Genomic DNA, 17,303 nt, shown 5'->3' on the forward strand with positions numbered 1-17,303 from the left:
CGAGTCGACGCCATCAGGCCTTCCCGACATGGACAAAGTGGCTCAGCAGATGGCCACGACCTGCACAGATGACCCGCTTTGCTCTAGCCTGGTCGCGATGTTTGGGAATGCGCCTTGGGCGGGGTTGGTGTCGAGCGCGATCGTGATCGTGCTGATCGTCGTGCTCGCGTTCGTGATCCGCAAGATCGCCCACAAGGTGATCGCGCGGGTGGTCAGTCGCGCGGCGACAGGTGGCTCGCTCACGAACAGGTTCCGCAGAGCCGCCGCGACCGACGGCATCGACGCGTTGCTGCACGAGCGGCGCAAGCAGCGGGCCGAGACGATGGGGTCGGTGCTCAAGCACGTCGCCTCGATCGTCATCATGGGCACCGCGGCGCTGACCGTGCTCGAGCGGCTCACCGTCCCGATCGCGCCGCTGCTGACCAGCGTCGGCATTCTCGGCGTGGCCATCGGCTTCGGTGCTCAGGAGCTGGTCAAGGACTTCATCGCGGGCATGTTCATGTTGCTGGAGGACCAGTACGGCGTCGGCGACGTGATCGACGTGGGCCCCGCCGTGGGCACGGTCGAGGCCGTGACGCTGCGCGTCACCAGGCTGCGCGACGTGGACGGCCGCGTCTGGTATGTCCGCAACGGCACGATCACCAGGGTCGGCAACGAGTCGCAGGGCTGGTCGCGGGCCTATATGGACGTGCCGGTGGCCTACGACGCCGACGTCGTGACCGTGAAGGTGCTGCTGGAGCACGTCGCGGAGGAGATCTGGGCCGACCCCGAGCTGCGCGAGGCCAAGATCGTGGAGCAGCCGCAGGTGTTCGGCGTGGAGCAGCTGTCGGACAGCTCGCTGGTGTTCCGCATCACCGCCAAGACGTTGCCGTCCGCTCAGGCGGAGGTGGCCAGGCAGCTCAGGCTCAGGGTCAAGGCCGCGCTGGACGCCGCGGGCGTCACGATGGTTCCCACGGCATAAGCTAATGAGCGTGACTGAGACCTCCTTCTACGACGCCGTCGGAGGCGAGGAGACCTTCCGCCGCCTCGTGCACCGCTTCTACGAGGGAGTCGCCGAAGACCCGGTGCTGCGGCCGCTCTACCCGGAGCCCGACCTGACGGGCGCCGAGGAGCGGCTGCGGGGCTTCCTGATCCAATACTGGGGTGGCCCCAAGACCTACAGCGAGCAGCGCGGCCACCCGCGGCTGCGCATGCGGCACATGCCGTTCGTGATCGGCGAGCCGGAGCGGGACGCCTGGCTGCGGCACATGCGGGACGCGGTCGACTCGCTCGATCTCCCGGACGAGCTGGAGACCAAGCTCTGGGACTATCTGGTCTACGCGGCCCACAGCCTGGTGAACTCAGCCGTATAACGGGGCATGAGACGCCACATGGATATCCCCTGGTGGCGTGATGCCGTCGTCTACGAGATCTATGTTCGCAGCTTCGCCGATGCCTCGGGAGACGGCGTCGGCGACCTGGCCGGGGTGCGGCAACACCTGCCGTACCTGCGACGGCTGGGGGTCGACGCCATCTGGCTGACGCCGTTCTACCCCTCCCCCATGGCCGACGGGGGCTACGACGTGAGCGACTACCGCGGCGTCGATCCGCTGTTCGGCTCGCTGGCCGACTTCGACGCGCTGGTCGCCGACGCGCACGGGCTGGGGCTCAGGGTGCTGGTGGACATCGTGCCCAACCACAGCTCCTCCGAGCATCCCTGGTTCCAGGCGGCGCTGCGGGGCGAGGGCCGTGACCGATACATCTTCCGCGACACGATCAACAACTGGCAGTCCACCTTCAGCGGCCCTGCCTGGACGCGGGTGGCGGACGGCCAGTACTACCTGCATCTGTTCGCTCCCGGGCAGCCCGACTTCAACTGGCGCAATCCCGAGGTGCACCGGGAGTTCCTGGACATCCTGCGGTTCTGGCTGGACCGGGGCGTGGACGGGTTCCGCATCGACGTGGCGATGGGCCTGTACAAGGCGGCGGGCCTGCCGGACGTCGGCGACCAGTCGTTCAAGGCGGTCTCCCCGGTGTGGGGGCAGCCCGAGGTCCACAATGTCTACCGCGACTGGCGACGGCTGCTCGACAGCTATCCGGGCGAGCGCATGGCCGTGGGCGAGGTGTGGACCGACAGCTCCGAGGACCTCGCCCTCTACCTGCGTCCCGACGAGCTGCAGCAGAGCTTCAACTTCGCGTGGCTGCAGGCGCCGTGGTCGCCGACGGCGTTCAAGAAGGTCATCGACGACACGCTCGGCACCGTGCCGTTCGCGACCTGGGTGCTGTCCAACCACGACGTCGTACGGCACCGCACCCGCTACGAGACGGCCGACCCCGGCACCGGCCTCGCGCGGGCCAGGGCGGCGCTGCTGACCATGCTGGCCCTGCCCGGCTCCGCCTATCTCTACCAGGGCGAGGAGCTGGGGCTGCCCGAGGTGACCGACCTGCCGGCGGAGGCCAAGCAGGACCCGGTGTTCTTCCAGTCGGAGGGCAATCTGCCCGGGCGGGACGGGTGCCGGGTGCCGATCCCGTGGACGGTGGACACGCCCTCGTACGGGTTCGCCCAGGGCGGGGTGGAGCCGTGGCTGCCGCAGCCGGCGACGTTCGCCGAGTTGAGCGTTGAGAAGCAGGAGGGGGACGCCGACTCGACGCTCGAGTTCTACAGGCGGGCGCTGGCCTGCCGCCGGGACGTGGTGAGGGAAATTCCTTACACCCTGGAGTGGCTGGACTCTCCCGAGGGTGCACTTTTCTTCACCCGCGGCCGGTTGATCTGCGCAATCAACTGCGGCACTCGGCCGGTACGCCTGCCCGAGCACGACAGCGTACTGATGGCGAGCGGGCCGCTCAAGCGGGACCTGCTGCCGCCCGACACGGCCGTGTGGTTGTCGTCATAAGCCCTTCGGGCGCTCGCCGCGGACGGGGACGACGGGCACGGACAGCAGCGTGAACGCCAGCCCCGCCGCGAAGCCCGCCCAGAACCCCACGCTCTCCATCAACACCCCGGCCAGGGGAGTGGCGACCAGGGAAACGGAGTTCTGGATGGTGTTGTGGGTGCCGAGCACCCTGCCCGCCGACGCGGGGCCGGCGAGCTCGCCCGCCGCCAGGTAGGCGAGCCCGTTGCCGGCCACGGTCATCACCGCGGCCAGCGCGAGCATCGCGGGCCCGAGCCAGGTGCGGGTGAGCGTGCCGCCGGCCAGCAGCGCCAGCACGCCGACGTTGGCGAACGTGATCAGCAGCAGGGGCCGCATGCGCAGCCCCGTCCGGTCGGACCACCGCCCCGCCGCGATGCGGATGACGGCCCCGCCGATCGCCGCCACGCCGAACAAGCGCCCCGCCTCCACATCGTCCCAGCCGTAGAGCTCGACCAGGCAGCTCACGCCGTACGTGCTGACCACGATCTGCGGCACCACGTGCAGCGCGCTGGTGGCGTGCACCCGCCACAACGCCGGTTGCCGGTACGGCGAGCCCGCCAGCGCCGTGCCGCGGCCGGCGAGCTCGTGCGGCGGCTCGGCCAGGAAGATCGCGGCCAGCACGGCGGCGAGCAGGCTCGTGCCCGCACAGACCAGGAGCACGCCGGGCAGGCCGTGCGCCCGGGCGACGGGCGGCAGCGTGAACGCGCCGACGGCCATGCCGAGCGTGAAAGAGACCTGGCGCAGGCCCATGGCGACGCCGCGCTCGGGAGGCTGGAACCAGCGCAGCACGATCCGCCCGCCACCGACCATCGCGGCCGAGCCCGCCGCGCCGGCCAGGGCGAGCAACACGACCACGGCCCATGCCCGGTCGACGAACGCGACGGCGGCGAATGACACGGCGGCCAGACTCACGCCGATGCCCAGGACCAGCCGCTCGCCGTGCCGGTCGGCGAGCGCTCCCCAGGCGACGAGGGCGAGGAGGATGCCAAAGGCCGGGGCGTTCGCCATGATTCCCGCCACCGTCAGCGACACACCGAAATGTCGCATGATTTCCGGCATGACCAGGGGTAGGGCGAACAACCCCAAGGTGACACTGGCATGGGCGTTGACGCCCAGCGCCAGCATCCACCAGCGCCTCATACGGAGAAACGTTTGAGGTAAGCCAGCTCGCTCTCGCTGAGCCTGCGCGGGGCGGCCCGCTCGACGTCGTAGGCGGCGATGACCGACATGGCCGTGACGTAGACCTGGTCGTCGTCGCGGATCTCGTAGCGCAGGGTGAACCGTACCGGTCTGATCTCCTCCACCCAGGTCTCCACCCGCACCGGGTCGGGGCGGAAGCCCAGCGGGCGGCGGTAGTCGATCTCGTGTCGGGTCACGACCAGGCCTTTGAACGGCTCCTCGCCCGCGTTGTGGAGGTCGATGGCGAACATGCCGAAGCGGGCGTCCTCCAGGTAGTCGAGGAAGCGCACGTTGTTCACATGGCCTTGGGAGTCGATGTCGGCGAATCTCACCGTGCGGGGATAGGTGTGCCGTTGGGCCGGGGTACGTTCAACCACGTCCGCCACCGTACCGGCCCCCCGTCGGCGGCAACCATGCCGCCCCCGGCGCCTGGCCCGTCACCCCTCAGCCGTGGGTCAGCCGTCTTCGAGGACCTTCAGCGGGTCGAGCCTGCGGATCAGGGCCATCGCGGCCTCGATGACCTCGCGTGCCTCGTCCTCCGTGTCGGAGGTGGCGACCTCGCGGGCGGCCTCCCCGATGATGCTGGTCAACACGGCCACGGTGAACCGGTCGAGCGGATCCCCACCGGCCCCGAGCAGCACGGCGTTCTGGCGTACCCACTCCCGCCCTCTGGTCCGGCGGATCAGCTCGAACCCGGGCGGCCCATCCCCGTCGATGAACAACCTGACCAGGTCCCGCCGCTCCCAGACCCCGTCGAGGTACGCCCGCGCCCCCGAGATCAGCAACTCGACCGGATCGTCCACCCCGGCCTTCTTGGCCGCGGCCACGCTGGCCGCCGACGCCTGCTCGTGCGCCGCCTGGTGGTCCTCGTAGAGCGCGAGGAACAACTCGGTCTTGCCGCCGAAGTGGTGGTAGAGGCTGCCGACGCTGGACCCGGCGCGGGCGACCACCTCGGAGACGCTGGAGTCGGCGAATCCGTGCTCGCTGAAGACCTCGCGTGCCGCCTGGAGCATGCTCTTGCGGGTCTGTGCCGTACGGCTCCACTCCCACGAGGACTTACGTGCCATGAGGGGATCGTACCGCTGACGAATTCTAGAATCCCGCTCTACGACCTCATGTTTTCCAGCGCGACGCGTGCCGGTAGGAGGATCATGGCATGACGGGCCGGCAGGCGCCCATGAGCACGAACGGAAGGACGGCATTGACCACGATCTTCGACAAAGTCGCCTGGATCCACCTGGAGGACCGGAAGATCCTCAGCACCCGATCGCGCGGCAAGGACGTCTACTACCTGCCCGGCGGCAAACGGGAACCGGGTGAGAGCGACCTCGACACGCTGGTCAGGGAGATCGACGAGGAGCTCGCCGTCGCCATCGTCCCGAGAAGCGCGGCGTACTTCGGTACGTTCGAGGCACAGGCCGACAGTCACCCCGACGGGGTCATCGTGCGGATGATCTGCTACACCGCCCGGCACCAGGGCACTCCGACGCCGAGCAGCGAGATCGACGAGGTGGTCTGGCTCACGTACGCCGACCGGGACCGCGTGGCCCCGGTCGATCAGATCATTTTCGACCAGCTCCACCGGAGCGGCCGACTCCTTTAGCATGCTATTCGATCTCGACGGGAACCTCGTAGATCTCGTTCGTCGGATGCCCGGCCTGCTCGTGCACCCGCAGGACCGCCTCCTTGGACGGCCCGGTCGACAGGCAGAACACCTTGCCCGACTCCGGGTCGAGCCAGGCGTGCTCGAAGTGCACGCCCTCGGATTCCTCGATCGCCAGGTCCCGCTCGTGCTCCTCGCGCAACTGGCCCTCCGTCGCGCCGGCGAATCCGGTGTGCACGTCCATGAACTTCGCCATCGTGTATCCCTCCCCCTATTGGTGACCTTTCCCGGATAGTCGGTCCGAATCGTCTCCCCCGCCAAGAAGGCCGGGTGGGGCGGTCGGTCGGGACTCCAGGACGCGGACTCGAGGGCGAGCACTCGAGGGCGCGGACTCCAGCACACGGACTCCAGCGCGCGGGCTCCAGGGCTGGAGGCTCAAGGGCTGAGAAGCCCTCAAGGACTGGGGACGCCGTTGCCGTCCCAGCCGCGGCCGGACAGCACGTCCTCCAAGGTCGGCCGCCAATCGGCAATGTCCCTCGGACCGGGCTGGGCGAGCTGGATCAAGACGCCGTGCGCCTCCTTCGGGTGCAGGAACACCTCCTGCCAGCGCGGATCGGACCGATTGAGCCCGTGCAGGCGGTAACCGCGGCCGGTGAGCCGGGCGACGGCCGCGGTGAGATCGTCGACGTGGAAGTTCAGATGGTGGACACCGCCGCGGCCCCGGGTGAGCTCGAAGAAGCTGTCGAAGAAGGCCGAGCCGGCCAGGGGCTCCATGAGCTCGACCTTGCTCCCGTTGGCATACGAGAGCTGCAGCGTCCGGTAGCCGGCGACCTGGTTGTCGCCACCGCCGCCGAGGTGCCGCCCGCCGAGCAGATCGCGGTAAATGGCCAGCAGGTCCCTGATCCGGGGCGCGGCCACGGCCGTGTGGTCGAAGGTCACCTCGAGGCCGTCCAGTTCCAGGTCCAACGCACGACTCCTCACTCCAGACCAATCCTAGAATTTGATTCTAGCGGTTGACCGGTCTCGAGGTCGGGCGCTGTGGGCGACATGTCCACCCACAGCGGGCGGACATGTCCGCCGCTCACACGACAACAGGCGTGTGAGCGGGCCGGCCGCTCACACGCCTGTTGATTCGCGCGACTCAGTCGCGGTGCAGCTTCCGGTACGTCACCCGGTGCGGGCGCGCCGCGTCGGCACCCAGCCGTTCGATCTTGTTCTTCTCGTAGTCGGCGAAGTTGCCCTCGAACCAGAACCAGTTGGAGCCTTCCTCCCACGCCAGGATGTGCGTGGCGATGCGGTCGAGGAACCACCGGTCGTGCGAGGTGATGACGGCGCAGCCCGGGAAGTCCAACAGGGCGTTCTCCAGCGAAGACAGCGTCTCCGTGTCGAGGTCGTTGGTGGGCTCGTCGAGCAGCAGGACGTTGCCGCCCTGCTTGAGGGTGAGCGCCAGGTTGAGCCGGTTGCGCTCGCCACCCGACAGGACCCCCGCCTTCTTCTGCTGGTCAGGGCCCTTGAAACCGAACGCCGCGATGTACGCCCGCGACGGCATCTCCACGTTGCCGACCTTGATGTGGTCGAGCCCGTCGGAGACGACCTCCCAGACATTCTTGTTCGGGTCGATGCCGCCGCGGCTCTGGTCCGCGTATGAGATCTTGACGGTGTCGCCGACCGTGATCGACCCCTTGTCAGGCGTCTCGCCACCGGTGATCATGCGGAACAGCGTGGTCTTGCCGACGCCGTTGGGGCCGATGATGCCGACGATGCCGTTGCGGGGCAGGTCGAACGTCAGCCCTTCCATCAGCAGCCGGTCACCGAAGCCCTTGGTGAGCTCGTCGGACTTGATCACCGTGGTGCCCAGGCGCGGGCCCGGCGGGATCTGGATCTCCTCAAAGTCCAGCTTGCGGTATTTATCCGCTTCGGCCGCCATCTCCTCGTAGCGCTGGAGGCGGGCCTTGCTCTTGGTCTGGCGGGCCTTCGGGTTGGACCGGACCCACTCGAGCTCGTCCTCCAAGCGCTTCTTGCGCTTGACGTCCTTCTGCCCCTCGACCTTGAGCCGCTGGGCCTTGAGCTCCAGGTAGGTGGAGTAGTTGCCCTCGTAGGCGTAGGCGCGGCCGCGGTCCAACTCCAGGATCCAGCCGGCGACGTTGTCGAGGAAGTAGCGGTCGTGGGTGACGGCCAGCACGGTGCCGGCGTATTTCTCCAGGTGCTGCTCCAGCCACTGCACGCTCTCGGCGTCGAGGTGGTTGGTGGGCTCGTCGAGCAGCAGCAGGTCGGGCGCCTCCAGCAGCAGCTTGCACAGCGCGACCCGGCGCCGCTCGCCACCGGACAACTTGGTCACCTCGGCGTCGGGCGGCGGGCACCGCAGGGCGTCCATCGCCTGCTCCAGCTGGCTGTCAAGATCCCAAGCGTTGCGATGCTCCAGCTGATCCTGCAGCTTGCCCATCTCGTTCATCAGCTCGTCGCTGTAGTCGGTGGCCATCTGCTCGGCGATCTCGTTGAAGCGATGAAGCATCGCCATCGTCTCGGCTACGCCCTCCTGGACGTTACCGAGGACGGTCTTCTCCTCGTTGAGCGGCGGCTCCTGCTGGAGCATGCCGACCGTGAAGCCGGGCATGAGCCGGGCCTCGCCGTTGGACGGCTGCTCCAGGCCGGCCATCATCCGGAGCAGCGTCGACTTCCCGGTGCCGTTCGGCCCCAGGACACCGATCTTGGCTCCGGGCAGGAACGACAGCGTGACGTCGTCAAGGACAACCTTGTCGCCGTGCGCTTTGCGCACGCGCTGCAGCGTGTAGATGTACTCCGGCATGTCCTCTAGCTTAGGGGCTCCCGACCCGGGCTTCCGCCGCTCCTCCCCAGGAGCGCCCCAGGCCCCGACACGACCAGGCCAGACGCTGGGCGACACCGTCAGATGCCCAGCACCAGGCCACGGAATGGCACCGCAGCGCTGCGGCCAGACTCCCTGCACCAGGCCACGGGACTGCACCGCAGCGCTGGCGCGAACACCGCCCTTCAACCGGCGCGTGCGAACGTCCGCCTGTGAGACCTTGCCAGACCTGTAGGGACAGGTGCCGGCGCGGTCAGCAGGGTTCCTCGGGGAGGGGGCGGGGCGGGGGGTGGACGGCTGGGATGCAGACGCGGTCGCGGCCCAGCTCCTTCGCTCGGTACAGCGCCAGATCGGCGGCGGCCAGCAGATCGATCAGCTCATCGCCGTGGACGCTCATCAACGCGACACCCGCCGAAATGGTGACCTTGACGAGGGTGTCATCGGCGGGGATGGCCATGTGGCCGATGCGGGTGCGCAGGCGCTCGGCGACCTGCCGGGCCTCGTGAATGTCGGCGCCGGGCAGCAGGACGACGAACTCCTCACCGCCGAAACGCCCCACCACGTCGTAGTCGCGCAGTTGGCTGCGCAACGCGGCCGCCACCCCGACCAGGACCTGATCGCCGACCAGGTGGCCGTGCGCGTCGTTGACGCGTTTGAAGTGGTCGATGTCGATGATCAGAAGCGCCAGCGTGTCACCGGTGCGGCGGGCGCGGACGATCTCCGTGTCGGCCTCGCGTTGCCAGGCGGCGGCGTTCAGCAAGCCGGTCTTCGCGTCCGTACGTGCCGCCGCCTGGAGCTGTGCATGCAGAAGGCTGCGTTGCAGGAGCACCACCGGCGGAAGGGCGAGCAGAAGCAGGGCGAGGTTGAGGCCGCAGGCGATCGACACCGTGACTCCGAGGCACAGCTCGACGATGTCCAGCAGCACGCTCTCCCGATCCCACAGCACCTCCGGCCAGGTGATGTCCGGGTTGGCCATGTGGGCGGCGATGGCGATGAGCGCGATGTTGAGCAACGAGAAGAGCACGGCGGCCGCCACCGCGTACATGATGGGCGGGCCACTGCCGCGGGACAACGCCGACGGGGCCGGGACGAACCCGTGGAACAGGACCGATGCCGAACACCCGGCCAGGCCGATGGCGGCCGAGGTGAACACCCGGCGGTGCAGCACCGTGGCCCGGACTCGTAGCTGCAGCAGGACCTGCAGCACGATCGGCGCGAACAGTGCGTAGACGGGGGGCAAGAGCAAGGCCACCGGCAGCCACCAGGCCGACAGCAGGTCGCGCGAGACCCCGGCAGGCATCCCCAGGCGTCTGGTGGCCTCGATGCAGACCATGCCACACCCCATGAGGGCAGCAAACGTGCCCATATCCGGCCACCGGAACTCGGTGCTGGACGCGAACACCATGATCGCGACGAGATCGAGAGCCACTATCGCGCACAAGTAGATCACGAGTGGGCGGCGTTGCCCTAGCAACGGCCAGCGGTCGACCAGTGTTGACACACCGTTGCGAGACTTTATCGAGGCGTGACTGGTCGCCGCCATCTCGTCTCCTCCTTGACTAACGATGTGTAACACAATAATTGCGGAGTGTGCGTTGCGCGATGGGAACCGATACGTTGACAGAGACCACACCTGCTCAATCCGCGAGCGGGCCGTGCTGGAAAGGAGCAGCCATGGTGCGGGGCGTGATTTGGGCCTGACAGATGCGGTCGCGATCTGACGCGGGCCGCCACACGGGTCAACGCCATCGGCCGCCCTCGGGGCGATCAACGGGATTTCGGCCGGTGCCCCCTCCCCTCCTCCTCCCCCTCCCTTAGCCAACTCCCCTGCGCGCATCATCAACGGCTCAACCGCCTGCGCCTTAGCGGCCGTCCCGACGCCCAACACCTCAGCGCCCCCAAAGTCAGCGCCGTCACACGTCACCGCTCCCAACGCTCCAGCGCCTCAGCACCTTCAGCACCTTCAGCACCTTCAGCACCTCAGCGCCCTCAGCGCCCCAGCGCCCCAGCGCCCCAGCGCCCTCAGCGCCCTCAGCGCCCTCAGCACCTCAGCGCCCCAGCGCCCTCAGCGCCCTCAGCACCTTGGCGCCCCGAAGCACCAGGGAGCACCGCATGTGGCCGACGGCGCCCCCTGCTGGCTCGGTGTTCTACGCTGCCGCACGCTCCTCGGTCGTCAGCGGCTCGACGTTCTGGTCGTCTTCATCGCCGGCGCTGTCGTTCGCGCCCTCCGGCCCAAGCACGCGGACAGGGTGGCTTTCGGTGGGCGCGGCGCCGGGTCGAGGGAGAGAGCGGAGGGGCCGGGAGCCCATGGCCCAGTCCTGGGTTTCCTCGTCCAGGCGGTCACGCATTTCCCTGCTCATCGAGGCCACGCCGGCGCCCCGCTCCGGCTTGGTGAAGACTCCGGTGCCCCAGCGCAGGTCGTGGCCCACCGCGCTGGCCTCTATCTCAGGCATGAAACGGCGGTCGCCTTCCTGGCCGAACTCGCGGATGCGGAGCCTGCCCGATACCACCACAGGCTGCCCCGCCCGTACGGACGTGGCGACGTTCTCTCCCAAGGCGCGCCAGCAGCGGACGGTGAAGCAGACCCGCTCGCCATCGGTCCACTGGCCTGTCTTCTTGTCGAAGTAACGGTGCGAAGTGAGCACCTTCAGCGAGGTGACCCTGAGGCCGTCATCGAAGGTGTATTGCCGGGGCTCTGCTGCGACGTTGCCGGTGAGCGTGATGTAGATGTCGTTCATCCCATGCCTCCCCATGCGGCGGGCGGGCTGCCCGCGACCTGGCCCTACGGTGCCGTGAGGGGGTGGGTGCAGGGGCGGGCGAACGGGATTCTGTGGATGAAGGTGTCGGCGCGGGTTGAGCCTGTGGACACAATCCACGCCCCCCGGAGATCCGCCCGCCCCAGCACGCAAGCCAAGGACATCCGCCCGCCGCACCCGCCGGCCGAGACGCCGGTCCCGGCCGGCAAGAGGGTGCAGGACGAGGTGTCAGCCGGACAGATCGCGCAGAGCCGTGTAGAAGGCGTGGTGGCGGGTCAGCTCGCGTTCGACGGGCTCCACGACCATCGTCGCCGACACGGCCGCGACCCGGCGCCTCATCTCGCGCTCGAGCCGTTCCCGCTCCTTCGACGCCCCCAGCTCCACGAAGTTGCGGGACGCGATGCCCGACAGCGCGCCCAGGCCCAGCACCGAAGCCATCATGAGCCCCACCCACGGCAGCGCCGCGCTGTCGCCCAGCAGCTCCAGCCCAGCCGGCAGCCGGCCGGGCATGATCAGGCCGACCGCCAGCCAGGCCGCCCCGGCCAGGAATGCCGCCACCAGGAAGTATTGCCACACCTTGAGCAGCCGCCACCACCCCGGCACCCGGTCGAGCTGGGGCGCCACCTCCGTGAGGTCCTCGGTCAGGGCCTGTGGCAACTGGCCCGCGCGGGACCTGGCCGCCTGGTGCACCGCCGTACGCCACACCGGGTGCATGCCCATGGACAGCCCGTCGGCCAGCGCGTGGACGGCGTTGGCCACCTCGGCCGACTGGGCGCTGACCGAGCCCGCCGTGATGCCGCGGATCTCATCCCCCACGTCCTCAAGACGCAGGCTCTTCAACGGATCGGAGCGGAACTTGTCGAACCACCGTGGATACGGCCACCCGACCCACTGGCTGGACCGCTCCGCGTAGACGTTCTCCATGGCCTCGCCCACGGCCGGAACGCCCACCGCGTCGCACAACGCGTCGGTCAGCCCCATCCTGCGGGCCTCGTCGACCGACGACGGGGCGGTCAAGGACTCGCCCAGCGGCATGGCCTCGGCCAGACGCTGCTCCAATCGGTGCAGGTCCGCCTCGAGCTTCTGGATGGCGGCACGCCGGCGGGCGACGGCGGTCGCGATGACGCTCTTGAGGCTCTCGATGCCGCGCCCGCTGACCGACGAGGTGGGTACGACGCTCGGATGCTCGACGCCCTCACGGCGCAGCAGGTCGTTGAGGTCGATGACCAGCTCGGCCAGCTCCTCGGTGGTGAGCCGGTCGGCCTGGTTGAGCGCGAACACCGTCACCGCGTCATGCCCCGCCAGCTCCGTCACGTAGCGCCGGTGCGTGGAGGCGTCGGCGTACTTCTGCGGGTCGAGCACCCACACCACCAGGTCCGCCAGACCGATGAGCCGGTCGGCCTCGGTGTCGGTCAGTGCCCTGATCGAGTCGTGGTCGGGCAGGTCCAGCAGGATGAGCCCGTGGAGCTGGCTGTCGCCCTTGTCGAGCGCGCTGGCCCGGGAGAAGCGGTGCCGCCACTGGATCTGCAGCCAGTCGAGCAGCGGCGCCGCGCCCTCCAGTCCCCAGACGCAGGCGTGGGTGCGGGCCGTGGTCGGCCGGCGTACGCCGGTGGGCGACAGCTCCAGCCCGGAGATCGCGTTGAACAGCGACGACTTCCCGCTGCCCGTGCCGCCCGCAAGGGCGACGACGGTGTGCTCGGACGACAGCTTGAGGCGTTCTCCGGCCCGCTGCAGCAGCGCGCCGGCCTCGTTAAGCAGCTTCCTGTCGAGCCGCCCCGGGCCCAGCTCCACCACCTTGGTGAGCGCGGTCAGCCGCGCGGCGAGGCCCGGCCTGGTGGTCATCGTGGTCATCGAGCGACCTCAAGGTTGTACGTTGCCTGGTAAAGCCGAGTCGCGACGGACTCGTCGGGAATGCCCGCGGAATCGAGCGCCTGCGCATAACGCAGCGCTTCCTGGTCGAACAGCATGCCGATCCTGGCCCGCAGGTCGCTCAGCGCCTTGGCGCCGATGCCGCGCAGCGACTCCGCGCCCAGCAGGGCGTTGACCAGCCGATGCGGCACGCCTTCGCCGTTGCTGCCGTGGAACATCGCGACCATGAAGATCAGTGACAGCGAGTCGGGATCGAACGACACCAGCTTCGACACCGACCGCTTGGCCACACCCTCTGTCCGCACCAGCTCGCTCAGGTGCTCCTGCCAGGACGCGATGGCCCGACTGGTGTGCCGTACGAGATCGTCCGAAGGCCTGTCGAGGCCCTCGCCGAGCTTGGCCCCTAGCTCCGAGCGGTGCCGCCAGCGCGCGGCCACCTCCTCAGCGGCACGGTTGGCGGCGGCCACGATCACCGACTCCAGGCCGGTGCGGATCGCCGCCTTGAATGCCAGCACCCGTTCGGGTGCCTGCCTGGCGGCCCTGCCGCGCTTGCGCAGCCGCAGCGAGCGCATCAGATCGCCCGAGCCGGCGAAGTCCTGCCAGCGGGCCAGCACCTCGCCGTGCAGCAGCGAGCCATTCTTCGACGCCTTGTCGATCGCGCTGAGCGCGCTGAAGAAAGCCGCCTCCACGTCGCTGCGCAGCTCGGTCCTGAACGCGGCCTGCGCCTCCAGATGCTTGGCCAGCGCCGGTACGCGGGTGCGGAAGCTGTCAAGCACGCCGTTGAGCGTCTCGCGTACGGCCTGGGCGCGCCGCTCTTCGTCCACCGACAGCTCGGCCAGCCACATTCGCAGGTCGGTGACCTCGCTGTCGGGCAGCCTGCCGTCCTCGACCTTCGACTCGTGAATCACGAACCGGTCGATCTCGCCCAGGCCGTATTCGGTGAGCATCCGGACGAAATGCTTCAGCACCACGTCGGCGGACCTCTGCTGTACCCGCGACAACACGATGGCCAGGCGGGCGCCGCGCTCCTTGGCCAGCTTCAGCAGGTTCCAGGCGGGGGCGTCGGCGTATCGGGCCGCCGTGGTCACGAAGATCCACAGGTCGGCGGCGTCGAGCATGCGGTGTGCGACATCGTGGTGCTCCTCGACCACCGAGTCGATGTCGGGGGTGTCGAGCAGCGCGACGCCCTGCGGGAGCTTCTCCGTCGCGACGATGACGATGCCGCGCATCCCGGAGTTCGGGGAGGGCTGGTCGAGCCGCTCCAGATTGCCGAGCAGTTCGCCCTCCGTGAACCAGTCGCGGTCCTCGGGGTGGCAGACCAGCACGGGGGTGCCGGTGGTCGGGCGGCGTACGCCGGTGCGCGAGACGTTGCGTTCGGCGAGGGAGTTGATCAGGGTGGACTTGCCCGCGCCCGTCGAGCCCGCGACCACGATGAGGGCGGGGGCGGTGCTGGTCTTGACCCGGGGCAGCACGTAGTCCTCGAGCTGGGTCAGCAGGTCGGCCTGCGCTTGCCTGGCCTCCTCGGCACCGGGCAGGTCCAGGCCGAAGCGGAGGTCGGCGACGCTTTCCCGCAACGTGCCGAGTGCCGCCGCGAGTGCCTCGGCCGCCTCTGCCGGCAACTCCTCGGTACGGGTCGCCGAGGCCTCGCCAGAGCCTTCGTTCCCGTCGGATCCCAAGCTGCCGGCCTCAGGCTCATGGGCTTCAGGCTCGTGCGTTTCGGGCTCGGGGGTTTCGGGCTCGTCGGCGCCGGGTCCCTCAGCGGGCGGATCGCCGGCGGGCGGCTGCTCTTCCGCTGCGACCGGCTCATCCTCGGGTGACGGCCGATCTTCGACATGCGACTCGTCAGCGTCTTGCGATTCGTCAGCGTCGTGCAGGCCCTCAGCGTCCGATGCCTCAGCGTCCGATGCCTCAGCGTCCGGCGATGCCTTCGCGTCGGCCGTTTCCCCGGCAGACGGCTCCTGAGAGTGCGGCTCCTCGCCGGGCGCCTCCGCATCGCCTGGTGGCTCGTCAGACGGTCCCGCGTCCACCGGCTGCTCGATGTTCAGCAGCTCGCCGTCCGATTGCTCGGCGGCCGGTGCGGTCGCCGGCTCGTCACGGGCGAGCATCTGCTGCTCGGCGGAGGTCTCGCCGACGGCCGGGCCGTCGAGTGCGGCAGGTTTCACGAAAAGGGAGGGCCCACCGGACGGGGCCGAGTCGGCGGGAGCCTCGGGCTTCCTCGGCTCCGGGCGGGGCCCGGGAGCGACCGGCGCTTCAGGCTCAGAAGCGGCGAGCGTCTCGGGCTCAGAAGCGGCGAGCGTCTCGGGCTCGGAAGCGGACAGCGTTCCGGGCTCGGAAGCGGACAGCGTTTCGGGCTCGGAAGCGGACAGCGTCTCGGGCTCGGAAGCGGACGGCGGCTCCGCTGTGGAACGCCCCGCGGAGGCGGGCGGCGGCTCCGGTGCGGAGCGGCCGGTGCCGGTGGCGGGTCGGCGGGGAGCGAAGAAGTTCACGGCCTCGGCGGGCTTCTGGGCGCCGGAACGGTCGGCGACGGCCTCGCCCTGGGGGGACTCACCAGGCGCGCCCGCCTCCTGGGCCCGCGGCTCCTCGCGGCCGGCCCGCCCATCACCAGCCGACGGCCCTGGACGGCCAGCCCGCCCATCACCCGCCGACGGCCCCGGACGGCCGACCCGCTCGTCACCAGCCGGCGGCTCGGCCCGGCCGGGCCGACTGTCCTCGGGCGCCGGCTCCTCGTGCCCGGTCCGGCCGCCGGCCGGACGTGGGTCGTCAGGCCGCGTGGCCTTGGCTCCGCCGGCCGGGGCGAAGGCGTCGAACGTGTCGTCGTCGTCCCGCACTGGCCGGAAGCTCAACGTCTGCTCCCCCAGCGACTCCGGTCGTCCGTCATCCATGGCCGTGTTCACGGCAAGCGCTCCGCTCGAACCATCTCGACCTCCTGGCCGACCCTGACGACGTCGCCGACGATGACGATCGCCGGCGGCCGTATCCCAGCCGCGGACACGCGGTCGGCCACGGTGGAAAGCGAGGCGATAACCGCCCGCTGGGTCGGAAGGGTACCGTCCTGTACCACCATTACGGGAGTCTCCGGAGAACGTCCGTCGCGAACGAGTGCCTCAGCCACCTTCGCCAGCCGCTCGACCGCCATCATCAGCACCAGCGTGCCCTCGGAACGGGCCAGCGCGGGCCAGTCGACGGTCGACTTGGGGTCGTCCGGCGCCACGTGCACCGAGATCACGTGAAACTCCTGGCTGACGCCGCGATGCGTCACCGGCACCCCGGCCGCCGCGGGCACCGCCACGGCGCTGGTGATGCCGGGCACGACCAGCACGGGGATGCCGGCCCGGGCGCAGGCGATCATCTCCTCGCCGCCCCGCCCGAACACGAACGGGTCGCCGCCCTTGAGCCGGACCACGAACTTGCCCTGCCTGGCCCGGTCCACGAGCAGCTCGTTGATCGTCTCCTGGGACAACGACCGGCCATAGGGCACCTTCGCGGCGTCCACCAGCTCGACGTCGGGCGCGAGCTCATCGAGCAGGGCGCGGGGGGCCAGCCGGTCTGCCACCACCACGTCGGCCTGTGCCAGGAGCTGCCGCCCCCGCACAGTGATCAGGCCGGGGTCGCCGGGCCCGCCGCCGACCAGGGCCACGCCGACCGGTTTCGTACGGTTGCGCCGGGCCTCGACCGTGCCGTCACGCAGCGCCTCGACGACCGCGTCCCTGATGCCGGCGGCTCTGCGCGGGTCGCCGCCCGCGGTGACGGCCACGCTGATCTCGTCGACCCGCCCCGAGGCGGGCGTCCAGGCGGCGGAGGCGTCCTTGTCGTCGGCCCGCACGCACCACACGCGCTTGGCCTCCGCCTCGGCGGCGACCGCGGTGTTGACGGATCTCTCGTCGGTGCAGGCCTGGACGAGCCAGGCCCCGTCGCAGTCGCCGACCTCGTAGGGCCGGGCGTGCCAGGTGACCCGCCCGGCAGCGATCAGGTCGTCGAGCGCCGGAGTCACGCTCGGCGACACGACGGTGACCTCCGCACCGGCCTCTAGCAGCGCGGGGACACGCCGCTGCGCGACGCGGCCGCCGCCCACGACGAGCACCCGGCGGCCGGAAAGCCGCAGGCCGAGGAGGTAGGGACCCATGAGGGGAATCTCCCATTCGCGAAGGTTGTGTTTAGGAGGTAAACCTACCGGCTCTCAA

The 17,303-nt window shown here is 69.7% G+C and carries 15 protein-coding genes; 4 read left to right on the top strand and 11 right to left on the bottom strand.

Features of this window, described 5'->3' with window-relative positions; genetic code table 11:
• Nucleotides 1-97 precede the first annotated feature (97 nt).
• The 3 genes from Q9G87_RS06095 to Q9G87_RS06105 are packed head-to-tail and all read left to right on the top strand — an operon-like array spanning nucleotide 98 to nucleotide 2,873.
• On the top strand, nucleotides 98-961 hold the full coding sequence (locus Q9G87_RS06095) for a mechanosensitive ion channel family protein (protein WP_305915203.1): 864 nt from the start codon (nucleotides 98-100) through the stop codon (nucleotides 959-961).
• 10 nt (nucleotides 962-971) lie between these two features.
• A complete protein-coding gene (locus Q9G87_RS06100; RefSeq protein ID WP_305915204.1) occupies nucleotides 972-1,352 on the top strand; it encodes a globin in 381 nt (126 codons plus the stop codon).
• An 18-nt stretch (nucleotides 1,353-1,370) separates the two neighbouring features.
• Entirely contained in the window at nucleotides 1,371-2,873 is a 1,503-nt protein-coding gene (locus Q9G87_RS06105) for a glycoside hydrolase family 13 protein (RefSeq protein ID WP_305915205.1), read from the top strand.
• Here the strand turns inward: Q9G87_RS06105 and Q9G87_RS06110 are convergent.
• The 3 genes from Q9G87_RS06110 to Q9G87_RS06120 form a co-directional block, all read right to left on the bottom strand.
• A complete protein-coding gene (locus tag Q9G87_RS06110; RefSeq protein WP_305915206.1) occupies nucleotides 2,868-4,031 on the bottom strand; it encodes an MFS transporter in 1,164 nt (387 codons plus the stop codon). The two genes, Q9G87_RS06105 and Q9G87_RS06110, sit on opposite strands and share 6 nt — an antisense overlap.
• Nucleotides 4,028-4,447 carry an acyl-CoA thioesterase gene (locus Q9G87_RS06115; RefSeq protein WP_371825740.1) on the bottom strand — a complete coding sequence of 140 codons (420 nt, stop codon included), beginning with the start codon at nucleotides 4,445-4,447 and terminating at the stop codon, nucleotides 4,028-4,030. Before Q9G87_RS06115 ends, Q9G87_RS06110 begins: the two co-directional genes overlap by 4 nt.
• A 78-nt stretch (nucleotides 4,448-4,525) precedes the next feature.
• Nucleotides 4,526-5,137 (bottom strand): TetR/AcrR family transcriptional regulator, encoded by a 612-nt coding sequence (locus Q9G87_RS06120; protein WP_305915208.1) that lies wholly within the window; start codon nucleotides 5,135-5,137, stop codon nucleotides 4,526-4,528.
• A gap of 89 nt (nucleotides 5,138-5,226) precedes the next feature.
• Between Q9G87_RS06120 and Q9G87_RS06125 the strand changes: the two genes are divergently transcribed.
• Nucleotides 5,227-5,673 carry an NUDIX hydrolase gene (locus tag Q9G87_RS06125; protein WP_305915209.1) on the top strand — a complete coding sequence of 149 codons (447 nt, stop codon included), beginning with the start codon at nucleotides 5,227-5,229 and terminating at the stop codon, nucleotides 5,671-5,673.
• 4 nt (nucleotides 5,674-5,677) lie between these two features.
• Here the strand turns inward: Q9G87_RS06125 and Q9G87_RS06130 are convergent, their stop codons facing one another.
• From Q9G87_RS06130 to cobA, 8 genes are all read right to left on the bottom strand, one after another.
• A complete protein-coding gene (locus Q9G87_RS06130; protein ID WP_305915210.1) occupies nucleotides 5,678-5,929 on the bottom strand; it encodes an SCO4226 family nickel-binding protein in 252 nt (83 codons plus the stop codon).
• Nucleotides 5,930-6,126: 197 nt separating this feature from the next.
• Nucleotides 6,127-6,639: a VOC family protein gene (locus tag Q9G87_RS06135; RefSeq protein ID WP_305915211.1), complete on the bottom strand. Its 513-nt coding sequence runs from the start codon at nucleotides 6,637-6,639 to the stop codon at nucleotides 6,127-6,129.
• Between the two features lie 175 nt (nucleotides 6,640-6,814).
• Nucleotides 6,815-8,479, bottom strand: a complete 1,665-nt coding sequence (ettA, locus tag Q9G87_RS06140) for an energy-dependent translational throttle protein EttA (protein WP_305915212.1) — start codon at nucleotides 8,477-8,479, stop codon at nucleotides 6,815-6,817.
• Between the two features lie 271 nt (nucleotides 8,480-8,750).
• On the bottom strand, nucleotides 8,751-9,830 hold the full coding sequence (locus tag Q9G87_RS06145; protein ID WP_305915213.1) for a GGDEF domain-containing protein: 1,080 nt from the start codon (nucleotides 9,828-9,830) through the stop codon (nucleotides 8,751-8,753).
• Nucleotides 9,831-10,644: 814 nt separating this feature from the next.
• The gene (locus Q9G87_RS06150; protein ID WP_305915214.1) at nucleotides 10,645-11,235 is read right to left on the bottom strand and encodes a single-stranded DNA-binding protein; all 591 of its coding nucleotides are present in this window, start codon (nucleotides 11,233-11,235) and stop codon (nucleotides 10,645-10,647) included.
• Between the two features lie 246 nt (nucleotides 11,236-11,481).
• The gene (locus Q9G87_RS06155; RefSeq protein ID WP_305915215.1) at nucleotides 11,482-13,104 is read right to left on the bottom strand and encodes a GTP-binding protein; all 1,623 of its coding nucleotides are present in this window, start codon (nucleotides 13,102-13,104) and stop codon (nucleotides 11,482-11,484) included.
• Entirely contained in the window at nucleotides 13,101-16,004 is a 2,904-nt protein-coding gene (locus tag Q9G87_RS06160) for a dynamin family protein (protein WP_305915216.1), read from the bottom strand. The genes Q9G87_RS06155 and Q9G87_RS06160 overlap by 4 nt, the downstream gene beginning before the upstream one ends.
• Before the next feature lie 8 nt (nucleotides 16,005-16,012).
• Nucleotides 16,013-17,245 carry a uroporphyrinogen-III C-methyltransferase gene (cobA, locus tag Q9G87_RS06165; protein WP_305915217.1) on the bottom strand — a complete coding sequence of 411 codons (1,233 nt, stop codon included), beginning with the start codon at nucleotides 17,243-17,245 and terminating at the stop codon, nucleotides 16,013-16,015.
• Nucleotides 17,246-17,303: the final 58 nt, after the last annotated feature.

This window comes from Nonomuraea turcica (genome assembly GCF_030718205.1).
Classification (GTDB): Bacteria; Actinomycetota; Actinomycetes; order Streptosporangiales; family Streptosporangiaceae; genus Nonomuraea.